The 14,792-nt window shown below is 46.1% G+C and carries 15 protein-coding genes; 6 read left to right on the top strand and 9 right to left on the bottom strand.

The annotated features are described in order from the left end of the window. Positions 1-45 precede the first annotated feature (45 nt). A complete protein-coding gene (locus KDK19_RS22385; protein ID WP_257292988.1) occupies positions 46-1,857 on the top strand; it encodes a hypothetical protein in 1,812 nt (603 codons plus the stop codon). 183 nt (positions 1,858-2,040) lie between these two features. Here the strand turns inward: KDK19_RS22385 and KDK19_RS22380 are convergent, their stop codons facing one another. The 4 genes from KDK19_RS22380 to KDK19_RS22365 all read right to left on the bottom strand — a co-directional run bounded on the left by KDK19_RS22380 (position 2,041) and on the right by KDK19_RS22365 (position 6,446). Continuing rightward, positions 2,041-2,610: a YceI family protein gene (locus KDK19_RS22380; protein ID WP_257280071.1), complete on the bottom strand. Its 570-nt coding sequence runs from the start codon at positions 2,608-2,610 to the stop codon at positions 2,041-2,043. A gap of 371 nt (positions 2,611-2,981) precedes the next feature. Continuing rightward, positions 2,982-3,548, bottom strand: coding sequence for a hypothetical protein (locus KDK19_RS22375; RefSeq protein ID WP_257288494.1), 567 nt, complete (start codon positions 3,546-3,548; stop codon positions 2,982-2,984). A 473-nt stretch (positions 3,549-4,021) separates the two neighbouring features. Further along, on the bottom strand, positions 4,022-4,429 hold the full coding sequence (locus KDK19_RS22370; protein ID WP_257288493.1) for a hypothetical protein: 408 nt from the start codon (positions 4,427-4,429) through the stop codon (positions 4,022-4,024). A 358-nt stretch (positions 4,430-4,787) separates the two neighbouring features. Next, complete coding sequence (locus KDK19_RS22365; protein ID WP_257280066.1) at positions 4,788-6,446, bottom strand: ankyrin repeat domain-containing protein; 1,659 nt, start codon at positions 6,444-6,446, stop codon at positions 4,788-4,790. 458 nt (positions 6,447-6,904) lie between these two features. On the opposite strand from KDK19_RS22365, the gene KDK19_RS22360 reads away from it, so the two are divergent. Together KDK19_RS22360 and KDK19_RS22355 are read left to right on the top strand one after the other, a co-directional pair. Further along, positions 6,905-7,771, top strand: a complete 867-nt coding sequence (locus KDK19_RS22360; protein ID WP_257292987.1) for a hypothetical protein — start codon at positions 6,905-6,907, stop codon at positions 7,769-7,771. Positions 7,772-7,888: 117 nt separating this feature from the next. Beyond that, positions 7,889-7,978, top strand: coding sequence for a 3,4-dihydroxy-2-butanone-4-phosphate synthase (locus KDK19_RS22355; protein WP_257292986.1), 90 nt, complete (start codon positions 7,889-7,891; stop codon positions 7,976-7,978). A 36-nt stretch (positions 7,979-8,014) separates the two neighbouring features. Here KDK19_RS22355 and KDK19_RS22350 read toward each other — a convergent pair whose 3' ends face one another. Next, positions 8,015-8,725, bottom strand: a complete 711-nt coding sequence (locus KDK19_RS22350) for a DNA-3-methyladenine glycosylase I (protein WP_257280063.1) — start codon at positions 8,723-8,725, stop codon at positions 8,015-8,017. A gap of 151 nt (positions 8,726-8,876) precedes the next feature. Here KDK19_RS22350 and KDK19_RS22345 point away from each other — a divergent pair, with 151 nt between their 5' ends. Both KDK19_RS22345 and KDK19_RS22340 read left to right on the top strand, forming a co-directional pair. Further along, positions 8,877-10,046 carry an alanine--glyoxylate aminotransferase family protein gene (locus tag KDK19_RS22345; protein WP_257292985.1) on the top strand — a complete coding sequence of 390 codons (1,170 nt, stop codon included), beginning with the start codon at positions 8,877-8,879 and terminating at the stop codon, positions 10,044-10,046. Positions 10,047-10,173: 127 nt separating this feature from the next. Continuing rightward, positions 10,174-10,383, top strand: coding sequence for a hypothetical protein (locus KDK19_RS22340; RefSeq protein ID WP_257280061.1), 210 nt, complete (start codon positions 10,174-10,176; stop codon positions 10,381-10,383). A gap of 73 nt (positions 10,384-10,456) precedes the next feature. On the opposite strand, the gene KDK19_RS22335 is transcribed toward KDK19_RS22340, so the two are convergent. Beyond that, positions 10,457-10,627, bottom strand: coding sequence for a hypothetical protein (locus KDK19_RS22335; RefSeq protein WP_257280060.1), 171 nt, complete (start codon positions 10,625-10,627; stop codon positions 10,457-10,459). 485 nt (positions 10,628-11,112) lie between these two features. Here KDK19_RS22335 and KDK19_RS22330 point away from each other — a divergent pair, with 485 nt between their 5' ends. Further along, positions 11,113-12,300: a hypothetical protein gene (locus tag KDK19_RS22330; protein ID WP_257280059.1), complete on the top strand. Its 1,188-nt coding sequence runs from the start codon at positions 11,113-11,115 to the stop codon at positions 12,298-12,300. 39 nt (positions 12,301-12,339) lie between these two features. Here KDK19_RS22330 and KDK19_RS22325 read toward each other — a convergent pair whose 3' ends face one another. The 3 genes from KDK19_RS22325 to KDK19_RS22315 all read right to left on the bottom strand — a co-directional run. Beyond that, complete coding sequence (locus KDK19_RS22325; RefSeq protein ID WP_257280058.1) at positions 12,340-13,638, bottom strand: ankyrin repeat domain-containing protein; 1,299 nt, start codon at positions 13,636-13,638, stop codon at positions 12,340-12,342. Positions 13,639-13,920: 282 nt separating this feature from the next. Then, positions 13,921-14,127, bottom strand: coding sequence for a hypothetical protein (locus tag KDK19_RS22320; RefSeq protein WP_257288485.1), 207 nt, complete (start codon positions 14,125-14,127; stop codon positions 13,921-13,923). 47 nt (positions 14,128-14,174) lie between these two features. Continuing rightward, positions 14,175-14,792: ferredoxin--NADP reductase (locus KDK19_RS22315; RefSeq protein WP_257292984.1), on the bottom strand; the 618-nt coding region annotated here is incomplete at its 5' end.

The raw sequence follows: 14,792 nt of genomic DNA, 5'->3' as shown, positions 1-14,792 counted from the left end.
TACTATTCTTAAGGGACGGTAAAAAAAACAGCATACAGGGACAGTATGAGCTTAATCGACAAAACCTCAGGTCAGGGTCCGCAATGGATCCAGCCCGAGGGAACCCAGCAGGTTTCTAATGATGGCAGAGTCAGGGCATTACGTAATGTCTTCAACAAGATGCTCCCTCCAGAGGATCAGGTAACTCCTAAAAAGCATTCCATCCATGAACGAGGCGTTCGAGTTATTCCTCCAACGCCAAAACACATTTACAAGACATCGTCCCGACCTCGCAGACCGGCCCCTAAAGCAGCCGATCTTAAGCCGCAACAACAACCTGCTACTGAGCAGAAGGCTCCAACCAGACCCAGAAGCCAGGTGCTTACTAAAAGACCCCCGAAAGCCAAATCGCTTGCCAGTCGATCCATCAGCAAACCTGCAACATCTTCAACGAACGCATTGCCTCAGTCGGCTTCTATACAAAAGGCAACCAGTAATCTTCTGGATCATCACCTGGCCAAAATATCATCGGCATCAGACAGGCAGGCGCAATACCGGGAACTGATTGCCACCTTCAAAACCAGCTCCTGTGTTGAGGGTGACGATGCATTCTCTGATATACAAGAAGCCCTCAGGGACGCAGCCAACAAACTGGAAAGCCCCGGAGTCGCAGATGATCCCGCTGCGATACAAAACCTGAAGAAGCATTTTTACCGACGTCTGGTAACAGAGGGCGCAAAACTTCTGAAGCAAGCTCCCCCGGAAAGAACCGTTAAGAAAGTACCTCCAAAACCACCAGTCCGCACCAGCTCACTGCCCAATAATGTAGCTCCGACAGCAAAAAACACAGAGCCTGCGAGCGTGCAGAAAACGCCTGTCACAGCACCAGAGAAAGTTGAAACAGAACCGACCAGCCATATTAGTGAAATTTCTCTTCCGGTTAGACGTCAGAGAAAAAGACAAGCGGCACTGGATGCACCGGCAAAATATATGTCCAAAAGTCTCGCCCAAGGCAAGGACACCCCCTGGAAAGAGCAGATGCCGAAGTTTTTCACCCGATATCTGAGAGCCATGGCTCTGACGGGGGCTTCTGAAAAAGCAAGCGTCGACAAAAAATGGTTCAAGCATGAGGTGCCAGGCGCTTCAATATTCAGTAACAAAAGCAGTGTCTCTGATACCCAGAAAGAACTCAGGAACAGGCTGGAAGATATTGCTTTCCAGAAAGGTGAATCCCTTACCGGCTTTTATCGTTTCTTTGACCAACATCAGCTTGGCAGAAATGTGAGAATGGCAGCAGTCAGCCAGATGATGTTACCCCTGTCCGAGCATGGCCATCTTGATCCCATGAGCCTGCAGGATCTTGAACCCAACTCGGGTAAAGAAGTATCTCAATGGCTGAATCAACAACTGGATGTTATATCCCAACGGGAATATCAGAATTACACGGCATTGCTAGATGACCTTAAGAACAGAACGGAAGGTAAATACAGGGTGAAGCTGGATGACACACCTTTCGGTAAAGTGCCTCTGGAAAGCATTACCGCAAAAACGCATGGCGAAGGTGTCTTCAAAGTAGCCAGGGTGAACAGCTTTCAGTACACCCTTGATCATTGTACGCCCTGGCTAAAATCCGCTCACCCAGTCACCGACAAATTTGCCGAGCTGCGCCTTAAGGACACCACCGGAAAAAATAATCAAAAATTATCAGCAGATCAGCTCGAAGATTTACACAACCAGGCAAAAGGCCTGTTAAGCGAAATGAGCCAAATAAATATGAACAAGGTCCCCAAGAGTGTCCAGGACACTATGGCTTCAGAAAAGAAAAGTCTGGAAAGAATCATCGACAAATATCAAGATCTGGCCAAACAAAAGAACTAGCGCAGTCAAGCGGTACACCTCATACCGTTCGAACCGGGCTTATAAAAGTATCGTGCAACCATCCTTCGACAAGTCAGGGATGAACGAAGCGTCTATATTTCAGCACCTGGCTGCACTGGATAGTCAGCCGCTGATAAGCAATTCCAGAGAACTGATCCCTCCTGACTTTAAAAGTACCAATATTTATTGGGTGAATATTAATGAGAAATTGACAGGAACAGTATCAGAAATCGGAATCTGACCCACGGTTTTTGCCAGCTCTGTCAGGTTTTTAGCCGGAATACCAAATTCTGAAGCTCGAATGATAACAGGCTGAGTGCTGGCTACCGACAATACTTTTCCGCTTTTTACCACATTGACTGAAAATTCCAATTCTTGTGTATGGCCAAACAGAGTTACTTTAGCCGGAACAGTTAGCTGTTGGATCACTAAGTCAGAAGCTAATAATGAGTTGGAAATTTCTGCTGAAACCTTAGCGCTGGGAAATAAATCCGATTGGAAGAATAGCTTATTCAAGCGTTCATTTCTTATTCCAATTCCAGTGTCAATGCCAGAGATTGGAATATCCAGAGTTAACTGACCGGCTTCACTAATGCTGCCAGTCAGAGAGGATATTGTCGCTGGCTCAATAACATACTGTAACTTCACCGTAGCGAATGAGACTCTTGATATGTCTCGGTTTAGTTCAAATTGCGCCGCTTTACTCAGTCCACAAGCAGTGAACAGTAGTAGGAATATAAGAAATTTCTTCATCTTTTTTCCCTTAAAATCACGCGATAAGCCAACTCAAACTCAGCTGTCACTATGTTGTCTCCGGGCCAGGTCAGATTAACTTCCACGAATGATGCGGTGAACTACTCGTCCCTGAATGGAGTGTTTACAGTTCTCAGGACACTCATGAGCACGGCTAATTTAAGAGCCCATCAAGGTGTCCAAATGCCTGAAAAGAAAACGAAACCGTACATTGCTGAGCTCAAAGTATCCGCATTAAAGTTGGTCGTTGAGTTAGGCAAACCGGTGACAGAAACCGCCACAGAGCCTGGAAATTAATATTAGCACCTTACATACCCGGATAGCCAAGTACTCTTTACGGAACCATTTGCCATCTGCCTGGCAGCCAGGAATCAGGGCTCTGTCTTCACAGTCATTAGTGACAAGATGGGAGCCATCGTGATTGAATCGGCCTGAGTAGGATAGACCCCGCTTTCTGACTCAGTATCGTCGCTTGGCTGCCACCTCCCTGGCATGGCGTATGGGGCCATACTGTGCGCACAGCTGAAGGAATCTTCCGAAGCTAACGGCTGGGGCTTGCCGGAATGGGCAGCAACCTCTGGCAGTAGTGGTTTATTATCAACAACATCATCGACGGTGGAGGCAGTTATTTCAGGATTGTCAGTGCTTGTCGTTTTAATCTGAGCATCCGGCTTCGGGGAGAACAGAGACTTAATGGGGATAGGACGTACATGGAACTGAAAGATGCCGTCCAGCATACGAATGTGACAGGTGTTCGCATCGGAAAAGAATACAGAAACCTCTTTGAGATCCTTGACTGACCTACCGGCAAAACAGTGATAAGAGCCATTTCTACGGGCTTGTAACAAAATAGCAGGCTTGCTGAATCTGCTGCCGTAAAGCCTCAATTCAAAAGCTGCGCCGACAGTTTGCTCCGATATGATGGGATGGCTCTGCATACTCTTCTTCCTTTGAGCTGGTTATTTATCTGATGTCGATTGTTAAACCGTCGCGACTGCGTTGTGGACAGTAGCTTTGACAGATTTCCAAAGAAAAAGTTCATCGTTTTATCTCAACTGGATACCCCATGCTTTTAGTAGGGGAGGAATGTTGACTTGCCTGCCAGGGCAAACCAACACTGTTTTTTTGGCGCTTACGCACCGAACCAGGCTTTCACCAGTAAAGTTCACCTCGACGGGGTCGCGTAGACAATATTAAGCAGGCGGTTTCTTGATAGCAGCAATGTGATTAACCCTCAATACACTGTTTACCCACTATCCATAGCGCTTGGGACTGGTCAAGCATCCCAAGGTAACTATGCATTTGCCTCTAACGTAGCCACTGGAAGTGGCTTAGTCTGGTCACTTACATCCCTGAATCCAGCGCGCGTCGAAGGCGGCGTCCTTTGGTACCATTTGGCATGCGCGATTTTTCAGAAACAAACATACAAAACAAATCCTACTGGCACTACAATAATGAGAACAGGAATTGCCAACGCCAATCCAACTGCGCCTATTGAAATCAAAGCACCCATTGCAACGGCTGGAATAGTTACCAGCGACGACCCGACAATTGCTATTCCGGCAATAGAAAAGCCAATTACAGCAACAACAGAAGAGAAAGCTAGCATGGCAGTCGATATAATCGGGCAGTCATAGAAACGACATTCATAGTGATAGCCTTCGCTAACAAAATTAAAATTAGATTCGTCAGATTTAGAGAAAGTACATAATGAAAGCAATACTATAAGAGACAATATTTTAATAACATAATTTACTTTTTTCATTTCTTTGGATGCAGATCTGTGCATTGATATTTCGATGCTGACCAAACTCGACATCCTACCCGCCGTGAACGACGGGGATTCCTACAGCCAGAGGGTCATGCCCGACCGCAGTGTATCCTTAACCCAATACCGGGACACACCTTATTCGACAGTCTGCTCTACCTTTCGGATTGTCCGGGCGACCCCGTTAAGAAACACAAGCAGAGAGCGGAAAGTATTTTACCTTTCATGTCAGGTAGCGTAATCGCTAAAAACGCCTGACAGACTGCAAAATAGCACAAGGGGTTTGCTTTGCAAGCCGAGCTTACATCCCCGTCCTCAAGAGGGTGTCGCAAAGCACGAGGTTTTACGCTCATTCGATAATATTCAAAAAATTTCAGTAAAAAGCGCTTTTTTGTGTTTCCTCTGCAGGCTATAACCCACGCTTCTTCAACTCTGTCTCTATCAGCTTCCTGATTTCACCATGACATGCCTCAGGAGCTAACGCTACTGAAGATGCTTCAATATCAGCACCCTGTTCAAGAAGACGTTTAACGATTTCAATATGCCCGGCTTTAATCGCCATCAGTATCGGGGTTTCGCCCTCATTCGTTTTGTGATTTATTTGGACATCAGGTCTGACGAGTAACTTTTCCACTATTTCAGCGTGACCATAATGACAGGCACTGTGTAATGGTATTGCACCATCTTGTCTGGGTAGATTGGTACGGATGCCCGGTTGATCTAACAACTTATGCACGACATTTGTATGATTCATGGCTATAGCCAAAGTCAGGGCAACCTGGCCAAAATGATCTTGCTGATTGAAAAAGCCTGGTTCTATGTCTGCGACCTCTGTGGCTTTAACCATCACTTTTTCAGCCACTTCACTGGGTCCAAATGCAACAGCCAGTAGCAACTGATTGAACTTATGAGGGTTACGATGATTTATGGGTAAAAGCCTGGCTTCCGGAATTTCCGCTAACAGGGTTTCAAGACGCCTGTGTCCTGAGTTGTTGCTGGCTGATGAAACGTTTGTGAATTCCTTGATGGAAAATACGGTATCCGTTGACTCGTTTGGAATGGCCATGCCGGATGACAAGATTTGACTGGTGTTTAAAGATTCGGCTATGCATTTAGCAGCGAAGAAGTCCCGTTCCTTTTTAAATAACTGCTTATAGTTACGAATATTTTGATCCCTGATTTCAAATCCTTCGGAAGTCACTTGCAGAGATAGGATATGCATGCCGGTCCGGAGATGAAAAAGACGGCTGCCCCCGCCTTCCCGAGTCGTTTCTGCGATCTTGTTTAATAATAAGCACAACCCGGATTCGGTAAGCCCAATTGGGTACGAGGGAGTTGAATGTAAGACCGGGGTATTGCCATCAGCCGCCGAGACAATCCATTGTGCAGTCTTCTCTGTATTTTGCTCAGGCACTTCTTCCTGCAACGTTGTTCTACCCGGTGCCTGAAAAGCCAGTAACGATTCACAAAAAGGCCGCAGTTTTAATAAAAAGAGCGTTTGATGATCCTGTGTGGCAGGATCGGCTTTAAACATCTGCTGGGCGTCCAGAATAGCATCCGCCAGATGATCATAGTGCTTATCCCAAAATACCCAGCCCAGTGCCGGATCCTGACTTACAGTGCTCAAAAGTTCATCATATTCCTCTGTACACCCCAACTGCTCGTACAGTACGTAGCTTGAGGCAAGACCATAGCAACAACCGTCACTAAAATCATAAAGTCTTGCCTTATCTTCACCATCAAACCGGGTCGACAGTGACATCAGATTCATGACCAAAAACGGTAATCTTTTCTGCGGCTCTGATTTCGATTGCTCAATTTTCTGCGCTCTGGTTAACAGAAGCTCTCCATGACCAATCAGGTGGAGCAAAGGCCGTAATATAGTTTGCGTTACCCGACTGAGCAAAGATGTGGATTGAGTGAATGCTGCAAACAGCATGTGCAGAAAAGTTTGGCCGTCGGTACTTTGGACTGCCCGGTGCTTAAAACGCCCTGAATCCAAGTCCTGCTGCCGGGGCATTTGATCAGATTGAACCTGATCAGTCGGCAGGCGCGGTCCCGTTTTCATAGCTATCCCTGAGTCACAGTAATGACCGATTTATCGGCTCTGGGCGAAGTAAATCAACGGATGAAAAATTAACCGACAGGAGCTGGACTACATGACCGACGAAGAGACTGATGATAACCGGGCTAATGAAAACGGGTCCGCACCGTTTCTTCCTGAAGAGTGAAACGCTGGAATTTTCAGGGCAAAGCTGAACCACCAGCCACAGGCCAAGGCTCATTTCCACCAGACCCTATTCGGGCGATAGTGTTTTAACCATTCATCAGTTGATTTTTCCGGGTTTACGGGTATACGGCAATGTATATGCATTACATAGGAGTTGGAAAGCACGATTAATATAAATCACTGAATCAACAGGCATAAACTGACAAGCTGCTCTCAGATACCGGAAATATGGCCGATATAAGCCACATCCCCTGCAAAACAGAGTGTTTTTAAGGTGTAACAGACCGGAAGAGACTATGAATAAAGCAGCTGAACCGATTGATAACGTTATCCCAGAAGAGAGTAATAGCCCTTACCCGGGTTTATCAGATAAAATGACCCGTGCTGAGCTTAGTCAGAGACTCAAGGATGCCGTAGCTAAGGATCAAACTGAGCTGCTGGAATCCCTTTTCTGCTTCATGCTGGTCAATGAATACACACCCGAACAAATAAATCAGGAGCTGGATTATATTCGCGCTAATAATCCGGCCATCCAGGACTCACTCATTCGCTGGAGTGAAGAGCCAAAAGGGAAAAAGAAGCTAAGGATTGCCGGCAAGGCTGCTTTTATTGGGGTCGTAATTCATTACAGTAACAAAAGTTTTGTTCCTGCCATTAAAGCCATAGAGCAATTCAACGCCTTCGGGGATGCCCCCCATGAATTTGCCGAGGCCATTGATGAGCTTGAAATACGCTCCTGGCTGGGCCTACTGAACCATGAACTTGAAAATCAGGTCCCGCTTAAAAACATCATGCGTCAACTTGAAGCCCTGAGGCTGAAGCACATCTGGTCAAAAGATCTGGCAGTTTTTGCCATTCCTGTAACCACGGCTTTTTTCCGTGAGCAGGCTAATGAAAAGCTACTTGATGGTGATTTTACCGGAACGTATCGCGATCTGGAGCAAGCCCTGAGACTACCTGAAAGTGACAAGTCAGCGACCTACCAGGCCTATGCGGATTGTATTGTCCGACAAGTGAATGATCCTTTGTTTCGTTCAAGAGCCATCATTGCCGATCTTGAAAAGCTCAGCGCCAAGATGGAATACCTGCATGATGTCGATTTCTGGACACCCGAGCTGGACATCGGGCGCTTTCATCTCAAGAATATGATGGGTGAGATTTAACGCTCTGACTTTAGAAGTCCACCAGGCTCTGAAGTATTATCAGAATCATTTGGTAACCCATTCCAGCGTTTAGATAGAGCGATTGATGCACTTCGCAGCGGCAAAAACGTCATTCTGGTGGATGACGAAAACCGGGAAAATGAAGGGGACCTGATTTTTGCAGCAAAAGCCCCTCACAGTAAAACAGATGGCCCTGTTGATCCATGAATGCAGTGGTATTGTCTGCCTGTGCTTAAATTCTATTCAGTGAGCCGTATCCATCAACGCCTGAACACGGTTATCGCCGACACCAAAAGCCAATATTCTGCTAAGTTCGGTGAGAGATCGACCACTGCTCTCTCTGAGCCGATTGAAAAATAATTGAATAGCTTTCTGACTTTTCTGACTGCCAGCACTGCCTTCAATGATCTTCATGGCTCTGAAATAACCTTCAACATCCCTTGTCATCAAGAAGGTATCTTTGCCCAATGCCCTCAGCGCATAGGGACCAGTATTCCCGCCCAGACGACTGCCATGCTTTTTCAGGTAGGCCCAGAGACCAATGATATTATCTTCAGGCCAGACTGCGACAAACTCTGCAAAGCTGCCTTCTCTCTGTCGTACATCATGGATCATCAGGGCGTTTTCCCGAATGCTCCAGACCTTCTTGAGATGACGAATAATTTTGGGATCAGTCGCTTTTCGCTCCAGCATGTCGTCAGGCATCATCAGCAGCTTTTCAATATCAAAACTCCAGAAAACCTCCTCGAAGTCAGGCCATTTCTGTTCCACCACTTTCCAGACAAAGCCACTCTGAAAAACCTTGCGGGTAAGTTCTGCAAGGAAGCGATCGTCCGGAATGCTTTGTAATTGGTCACTGGAGAGAGGTTTTACCAGCAAAGATTCAACAGCTGCTTCTCCTCCTTTGCGTTCACAGGCACGTTCAAAAATGATGTCATAGCGTTCTGGCTTCATGACCACTCGATACCTCCAACAGCGATTTGCCGGAAAGTGTATACAGTGCTCAAAAAAAATTGAACATTGATACTTAGTGATAAAATGTGTATTACATACAGGCTCCCTTGTCATAAACCTGACCAAAAGGTCAATAACAGTAGAACAAGACATGACCATTCAATCATTTCACCCACCCAAACGAACCCTGATGGGCCCCGGTCCCTCAGACGTGTACCCTCGAATTACAGAAGCCCTGTCCCGCCCCACCATCGGTCATCTTGACCCTGAATTTGTTCGCATGATGGATGAGGTCAAGGAACTGCTTCAGTATGCCTTCAGAACCCGCAATGCCCTGACACTGCCTATCTCGGCACCCGGTTCCGCTGGTATGGAGGCCTGCTTTGTCAACCTGATCGAGCCAGGTGACAAGGTAGTGGTATGCATCAACGGTGTCTTTGGTGGCCGTATGAAAGAGAACGTTGAGCGGGCTGGCGGCGAACCCGTAATTGTTCAGGGTGAATGGGGTCGTGCTGTTGATGTGGCTAAAGTTGAAAAAACTCTGCTGGCTCATCCGGACAGCAAAATTCTGGCCTTCGTTCATGCAGAAACCTCTACCGGTGCCCGCTCTGATGCAGAAGCACTCTGTCGTCTGGCCAAAGAGCATAACTGCCTGACCATCGTTGATGCCGTCACGTCACTGGGTGGATCTGAACTGGAAGTGGATGCCTGGGGGATCGATGCTATCTACTCAGGCACCCAGAAATGTCTTTCCTGTGTGCCGGGTATTTCTCCGGTAAGCTTCAGTGAAAAAGCCGTAGAGAAAATTGCCAGCCGCAAACACAAGGTCCAGAGCTGGTTCCTGGATATGAACCTGATTATGGGTTACTGGGGCAAAGGAGCCAAGCGGGCTTATCACCATACCGCACCTGTGAACGCGATGTATGCCCTTCACGAGGCACTGGTTATTCTGCAGGAAGAAGGTATCGAAAACGCCTGGGGCCGCCATAAGCTTCACCATCAAGCTCTGGCCGCCGGTCTGGAAGCTATGGGGCTGGAACTGGTTGTTCCTGAAAATGAACGTCTGAGCCAGCTTAATGCGGTTAGGATTCCTGATGGTATCGACGACGCACAAGTGAGAAGTGACTTGCTGTCAAAGTACAACCTGGAGATCGGTGCAGGCCTCGGCGATCTGACTGGAAAGGTCTGGCGGATTGGCCTGATGGGCTGCAGCGCCGACCAGACCCATGTTCTGAGCTGCCTGGGTGCCCTGCAGGCAGTACTGGGTTCTGATAAAAACGGGGCGGCCGCCGCTCTCGCGTTTTATCGCTCACAGAACTGATGGCACGGGTCTCCTTCATCCGGTGAGGGAGACCTGAATTTTTAATAAGAAAATTCTCAACAGTACATCGAGCCTAAAAAAATCATTCTGCTAATATCGAAGAAACGAATTCATTAGGGTATGAAGCATGTACAAACTGATGGCAATTATTCTAGTGGCTCTGGTTGCGATCGTCGGCCTGTCCCGGCATTTTGAAATGTCCATTGGACAGGATTATGCCTATGTGAAAGCGGACTATCCCCGCTTTGCCGACAAAGCCTGGTTTGACTTTGAGGTGGGAAAAAGAGGTGGACTCGAAGGCGTATACGATAACGTTAAAGAAAAAATAAAGCAGTAATCATACTTTATTCGTCTACGCTGATCGTCGTTACTGCGCTTTCGGACCGCACGCCTTCCATTGGATAGCAAGTCTACCCGCAGTAGCCGGTATCACGCTCACTCTGTCTTACATCCAGACTACCTACTTTGGTTGCGGTTGTCTGAACATCAGTGTGTAACTGCTTGCAAATCAGATCGACTTTACCTGCAAGCAGAGTCTCTTTCGTGCTGGCGGTTTTCGCAACAGCGTCAGGTGCCACCATCAAGGTGCTGGCCGGGGATTCGTCCCGGCAAGCTTGATGATTTCAAGCCAAATTCGTATCAGGCAGCTTGAAGATGCATGTCTCTGTTGGGTAGTGGGGGTTTATTGAAAACCAGAATTCCAGTTCGCAGCTCTCCAGGGATCTTCGAGTCATACGTACTGTAAAAATACTCTGACCAGACTTTACCGAATTAACTCAAACGAAGTGACATCGTTGACGCGACTGTGGCATTTTTTCAAGTTACGCCATATCTATGAATATTCTCTCAGATTTATATCAAATATTACTTAAGCCGACCACTCAGTTTCTATTTCTCCCTGTATCAAATGTACCTCGCTCTATCAGAATAATCCGGGATAAAATTTTTTAAACGTGCAGGTACGTTTACCAACTGTTAAAACTCCAAAAATTGTCATTTAAACTAATTGAGCTATTCTTAACTGCCATTCTCTAATATTTGATGAATATTAAATAGAGAGTTAACAATGAAAACAAACGTCAGTTTGATTATTTTATTCTTTCTCTGCTTGCTATCATCTTATTCAAATTCAAAAGAGTTACGCTTTAATTGGAAGCTGGAACAGAACGGGAATTCACTACTAAGTGGAACAACTGTAACATCCACCATGACCAGTCATAGCGATGCGGACACAGCAGGCGATCATTCATCAGTGTTAGATGACTGCACCCAATCCTGTAATGTTTGTACAGTGGATGATTATGTCATTTATGACATCATCTCTTCCACTCTGATGGTTTTTGATCAGAACAACCCTGGTTATATTATGCCGTCACCTTTTGATACTTTATTGGGGAATTTGCAAACTGGCAGTTGTTCTATTCAACATAGCTTTCGTACTCAATACATACTGAGAGGTCAAACGACAACAGCAGCATATGAAGCTGCTAAAGTGTTCTGTTGCGTGTTCTGTTTCCCTATATATTTGAAGTTCTGGGCAAAAAAAGTGCCCCATAGACCATACGATGAGTTGGACAGAATCAGAGTATTGAGAGCAGTAATACCCAAGGATTTACCAGAAGTTGTCATTGTTCAAAAATGCTCTTTATTTCATAGGGCTAGCAGTGATAGCCAAATATTTTCATCGCCAGGCACACTGGTTACAGACAGCAAGACTAAAATATTTGACCTTTTCCTGAATACTCCGGAAACACAAAAATGGATAATAGAGCATCTAAACCCATCGACCAACCAGAGGTTAGATTTGATAATACCTCAGTTATCCCATACAGCTGTGCCAGCTGTAATTCTTGTGCGAGAGCAAAACGACGTAAGTAACAGTGGAAGCCGGAAACCATCACATTTTATAACAGTAAATTTAACGAACGGAATTAAGGTAGAATACCACTTTAATCGAGTATCCGACGATGGTGTTCCAGTGTTGGCGATTGTGGCTAGCGCTCATGGTTATACGCTGACTCTCGCGGTTGATAATTACGATGTTATGGCTAACCAACCCCCTCCACATTATGCAGAATTAGATATCATAGCTAACCAACCCCCTCCACAATATTCAGAATTAACAGAATCCTGTCATTGTAACGGCGCATGTAATTGTGCTGCTCCAAGGGAAAATGACACCGATAATTCAGATAATCAGATTCATGTTATTAGTATTCTGAATCAACATCTTTTTTTCTCAAACAGCCAATAACAAGCCTTTAAATAAGTGCCTCTAACGGGTAGTGGGCATTTATCGGAAATTATCCTTAGAATCATTCAAAATCGAGTCAACTCTGTCTCGGTTGCTGTCTGTGACTTGAGCGCCTCTGTCAATGAGCTGTTGCAATGCTTCCTTGTCCTTAGCTCTGAGAGCATATTCAAGAAGGCTGGGACCTGGGTCGCGACCTGAATGACCTGCCGGTGCATTAATATCAGCAAAGCCATTAATAGCAGACGAGAGTAACAATTTAATAATTTCCGCCCTGACGGATGGATTTCTTTCATAATCGACTCCGTCAAAAGCTGTGTAACCGCGTCCGGTGCGAAGCTCAACTTTTGCCCCCGCATTGATCAGCATCCTGACCAGGCCTAAATGGTTTTTCTTTTTTGGGTAACTTTGATGTAAACCAAATACCATTGCGTAGTGAAGGGCGGTACGTCCATCGCGAGCAGTTGCATTCACATCGGCTCCGTTTTTAATCAGAGTTTCAAGTGCCAACTCATGGCCAGCATCAACAGCTATATGGATTGCCCTGTGACCGTTTTTATCTGGAATATCGAAACGGGCTCCATGCTCCATCAAAAGGGTAAACAAATCAGGACATTCAGGCTTTTGGGCAGCCAGATGCAGAGGTGTATAGCCACACTCGTTGCGGATGTTCAAACCAGCATTGAAGTCAAGTAATGTTCTCACCGTCTCCAGGTTATGATTGCTGACTGCGTAGTGCAGTGCTGCGTTGCCCTTTGTGTCTTGAACGTCAATATCTACATCAATGTCAGGTACTTCGTCGACACCAATACCTTCATCCGCTTCAATATCTTCATTGATGTCAGGATCCCCGGCCAGTAGTCTGGCTATATTTTGGTCGCCCTTTATCGCTGCAATGTGGAGGGCTGACATCTTCGCTTCCTGCCATGAGTGTTTCGAGCCCGGCTCTTCATGCTCCATCAGTTGCAGGGCGTGATCTATCTGGCCAGATATTACCGCATGAGCCACCGATGAAAATTCTAATGCCCGGCCAAAGTCTTCCTGACAGCTGGGGCATATTTTCCGGGAATGAAGATTCTGCTGGATGGCTGCAAGTTCCCTGCGGCAGGAACCATGAAAAAGATGGAGGTTGATTGACTTTACAAAAAAACCCGATGGAGCGTGTGCAACAACGACGTTGTGAGAGCCAAACACCCCCTTAGAGCAAAAGCCACACTCTTTAGAAACATCATCTTCAGTCAAATTGTTGATTTTTCTTGTATCGTCTTCAAAGAAACGATTCGATTCCAGTATCAATTGTTTCAAATTTGCCAGATTGAAGGTGTGAGAATTTATATCCATTATCAAATCCTTATTGTGTTTTAGATCAACGCCAAATAATAATGCCAGTTAATAGCAGACATGCTTTGTTCGGGAACTCATTGCTGCAGCTGTTAGAGCCTGTGCCATCAGGATGATTATTTCTTACACAGTGCATTAATAAATTCATCCCAACAGAACGTAAGACACAATAATTAGCCGAATGTTCATTTATTCATGCAATTTTATCTTCTGGAACATAGAGTCAGGGGTAGGATAGCCAACCGCACAACGAAAAAGTTTGAACAAAAATTCAATGTTCAGCTATTTGAGCGCATTGGCAAAAGACTTCAGCGGAATGGCCTCGACCACCGGATTCAGCCGGAAGCCGAAGCACTTCTGGAAAAAGCCCAGCCGCTTGACCAGAAACTTTTCAATAAAACGCAGACATGACAGATCAAAGTAGGCGCTCATCTGACCAAAGGCAACTACCTGACCATTCAGATCGTATCCCAAATAATGAGAGACCATCCGGGCACACATATTGGCTGGTTTACGACAGCCTGTTCTGGAAAGGATTACTTCTCCACAAAAGCTCTTTCGATAACATAGTGCCCCGGATTTCCACCACGGGCTTCCTTAAAGCCACGCTGATCCAGAATACGGCATAGATCCTTCAACATGGCAGGGCTGCCACAGAGCATGAAGCGATCATTTTCCAGATTGGGCTCTGGCAGATCGAGGTCCGCAAACAACTTGCCACTTGCAATCAAATCCGTCAGACGACCCTGGTTACGGAACGGTTCACGGGTAACCGTTGGGTAATATTTCAACTGTTTTTTAACCATTTCACCAAAGTATTCATTTTCTGGCAGTTCATTCTGAATCCGATCCTGATAAGCCAGCTCAGAAACATAGCGAACGCCATGGGTCAGAATCACATTGTCGAACTGCTCGTAGATTTCAAAATCCTTGATAATGCTCATGAAAGGAGCCAAACCGGTACCGGTGCTGAGCAGATAGAGATTCTTTCCAGGCAGTAGATGGTCAGCTACCAGAGTACCCACAGGCTTGGTGCCCACCAGAATGTCATCTCCCACTTCCAGCTTCTGCAGGTGTTGGGTGAGGGGGCCATCCTGTACCTTGATGGAGAAAAACTCCATCTCTTCTTCATAGTTGGCGCTGGCAATGCTGTA

The organism is Endozoicomonas sp. ONNA1, assembly GCF_024606325.1.
In the GTDB taxonomy this organism is placed as follows: domain Bacteria; phylum Pseudomonadota; class Gammaproteobacteria; order Pseudomonadales; family Endozoicomonadaceae; genus Endozoicomonas_A.
The sequence above is the reverse complement of the archived record's forward strand: the minus strand, read 5'-3'. Positions and strand labels throughout refer to the sequence as shown.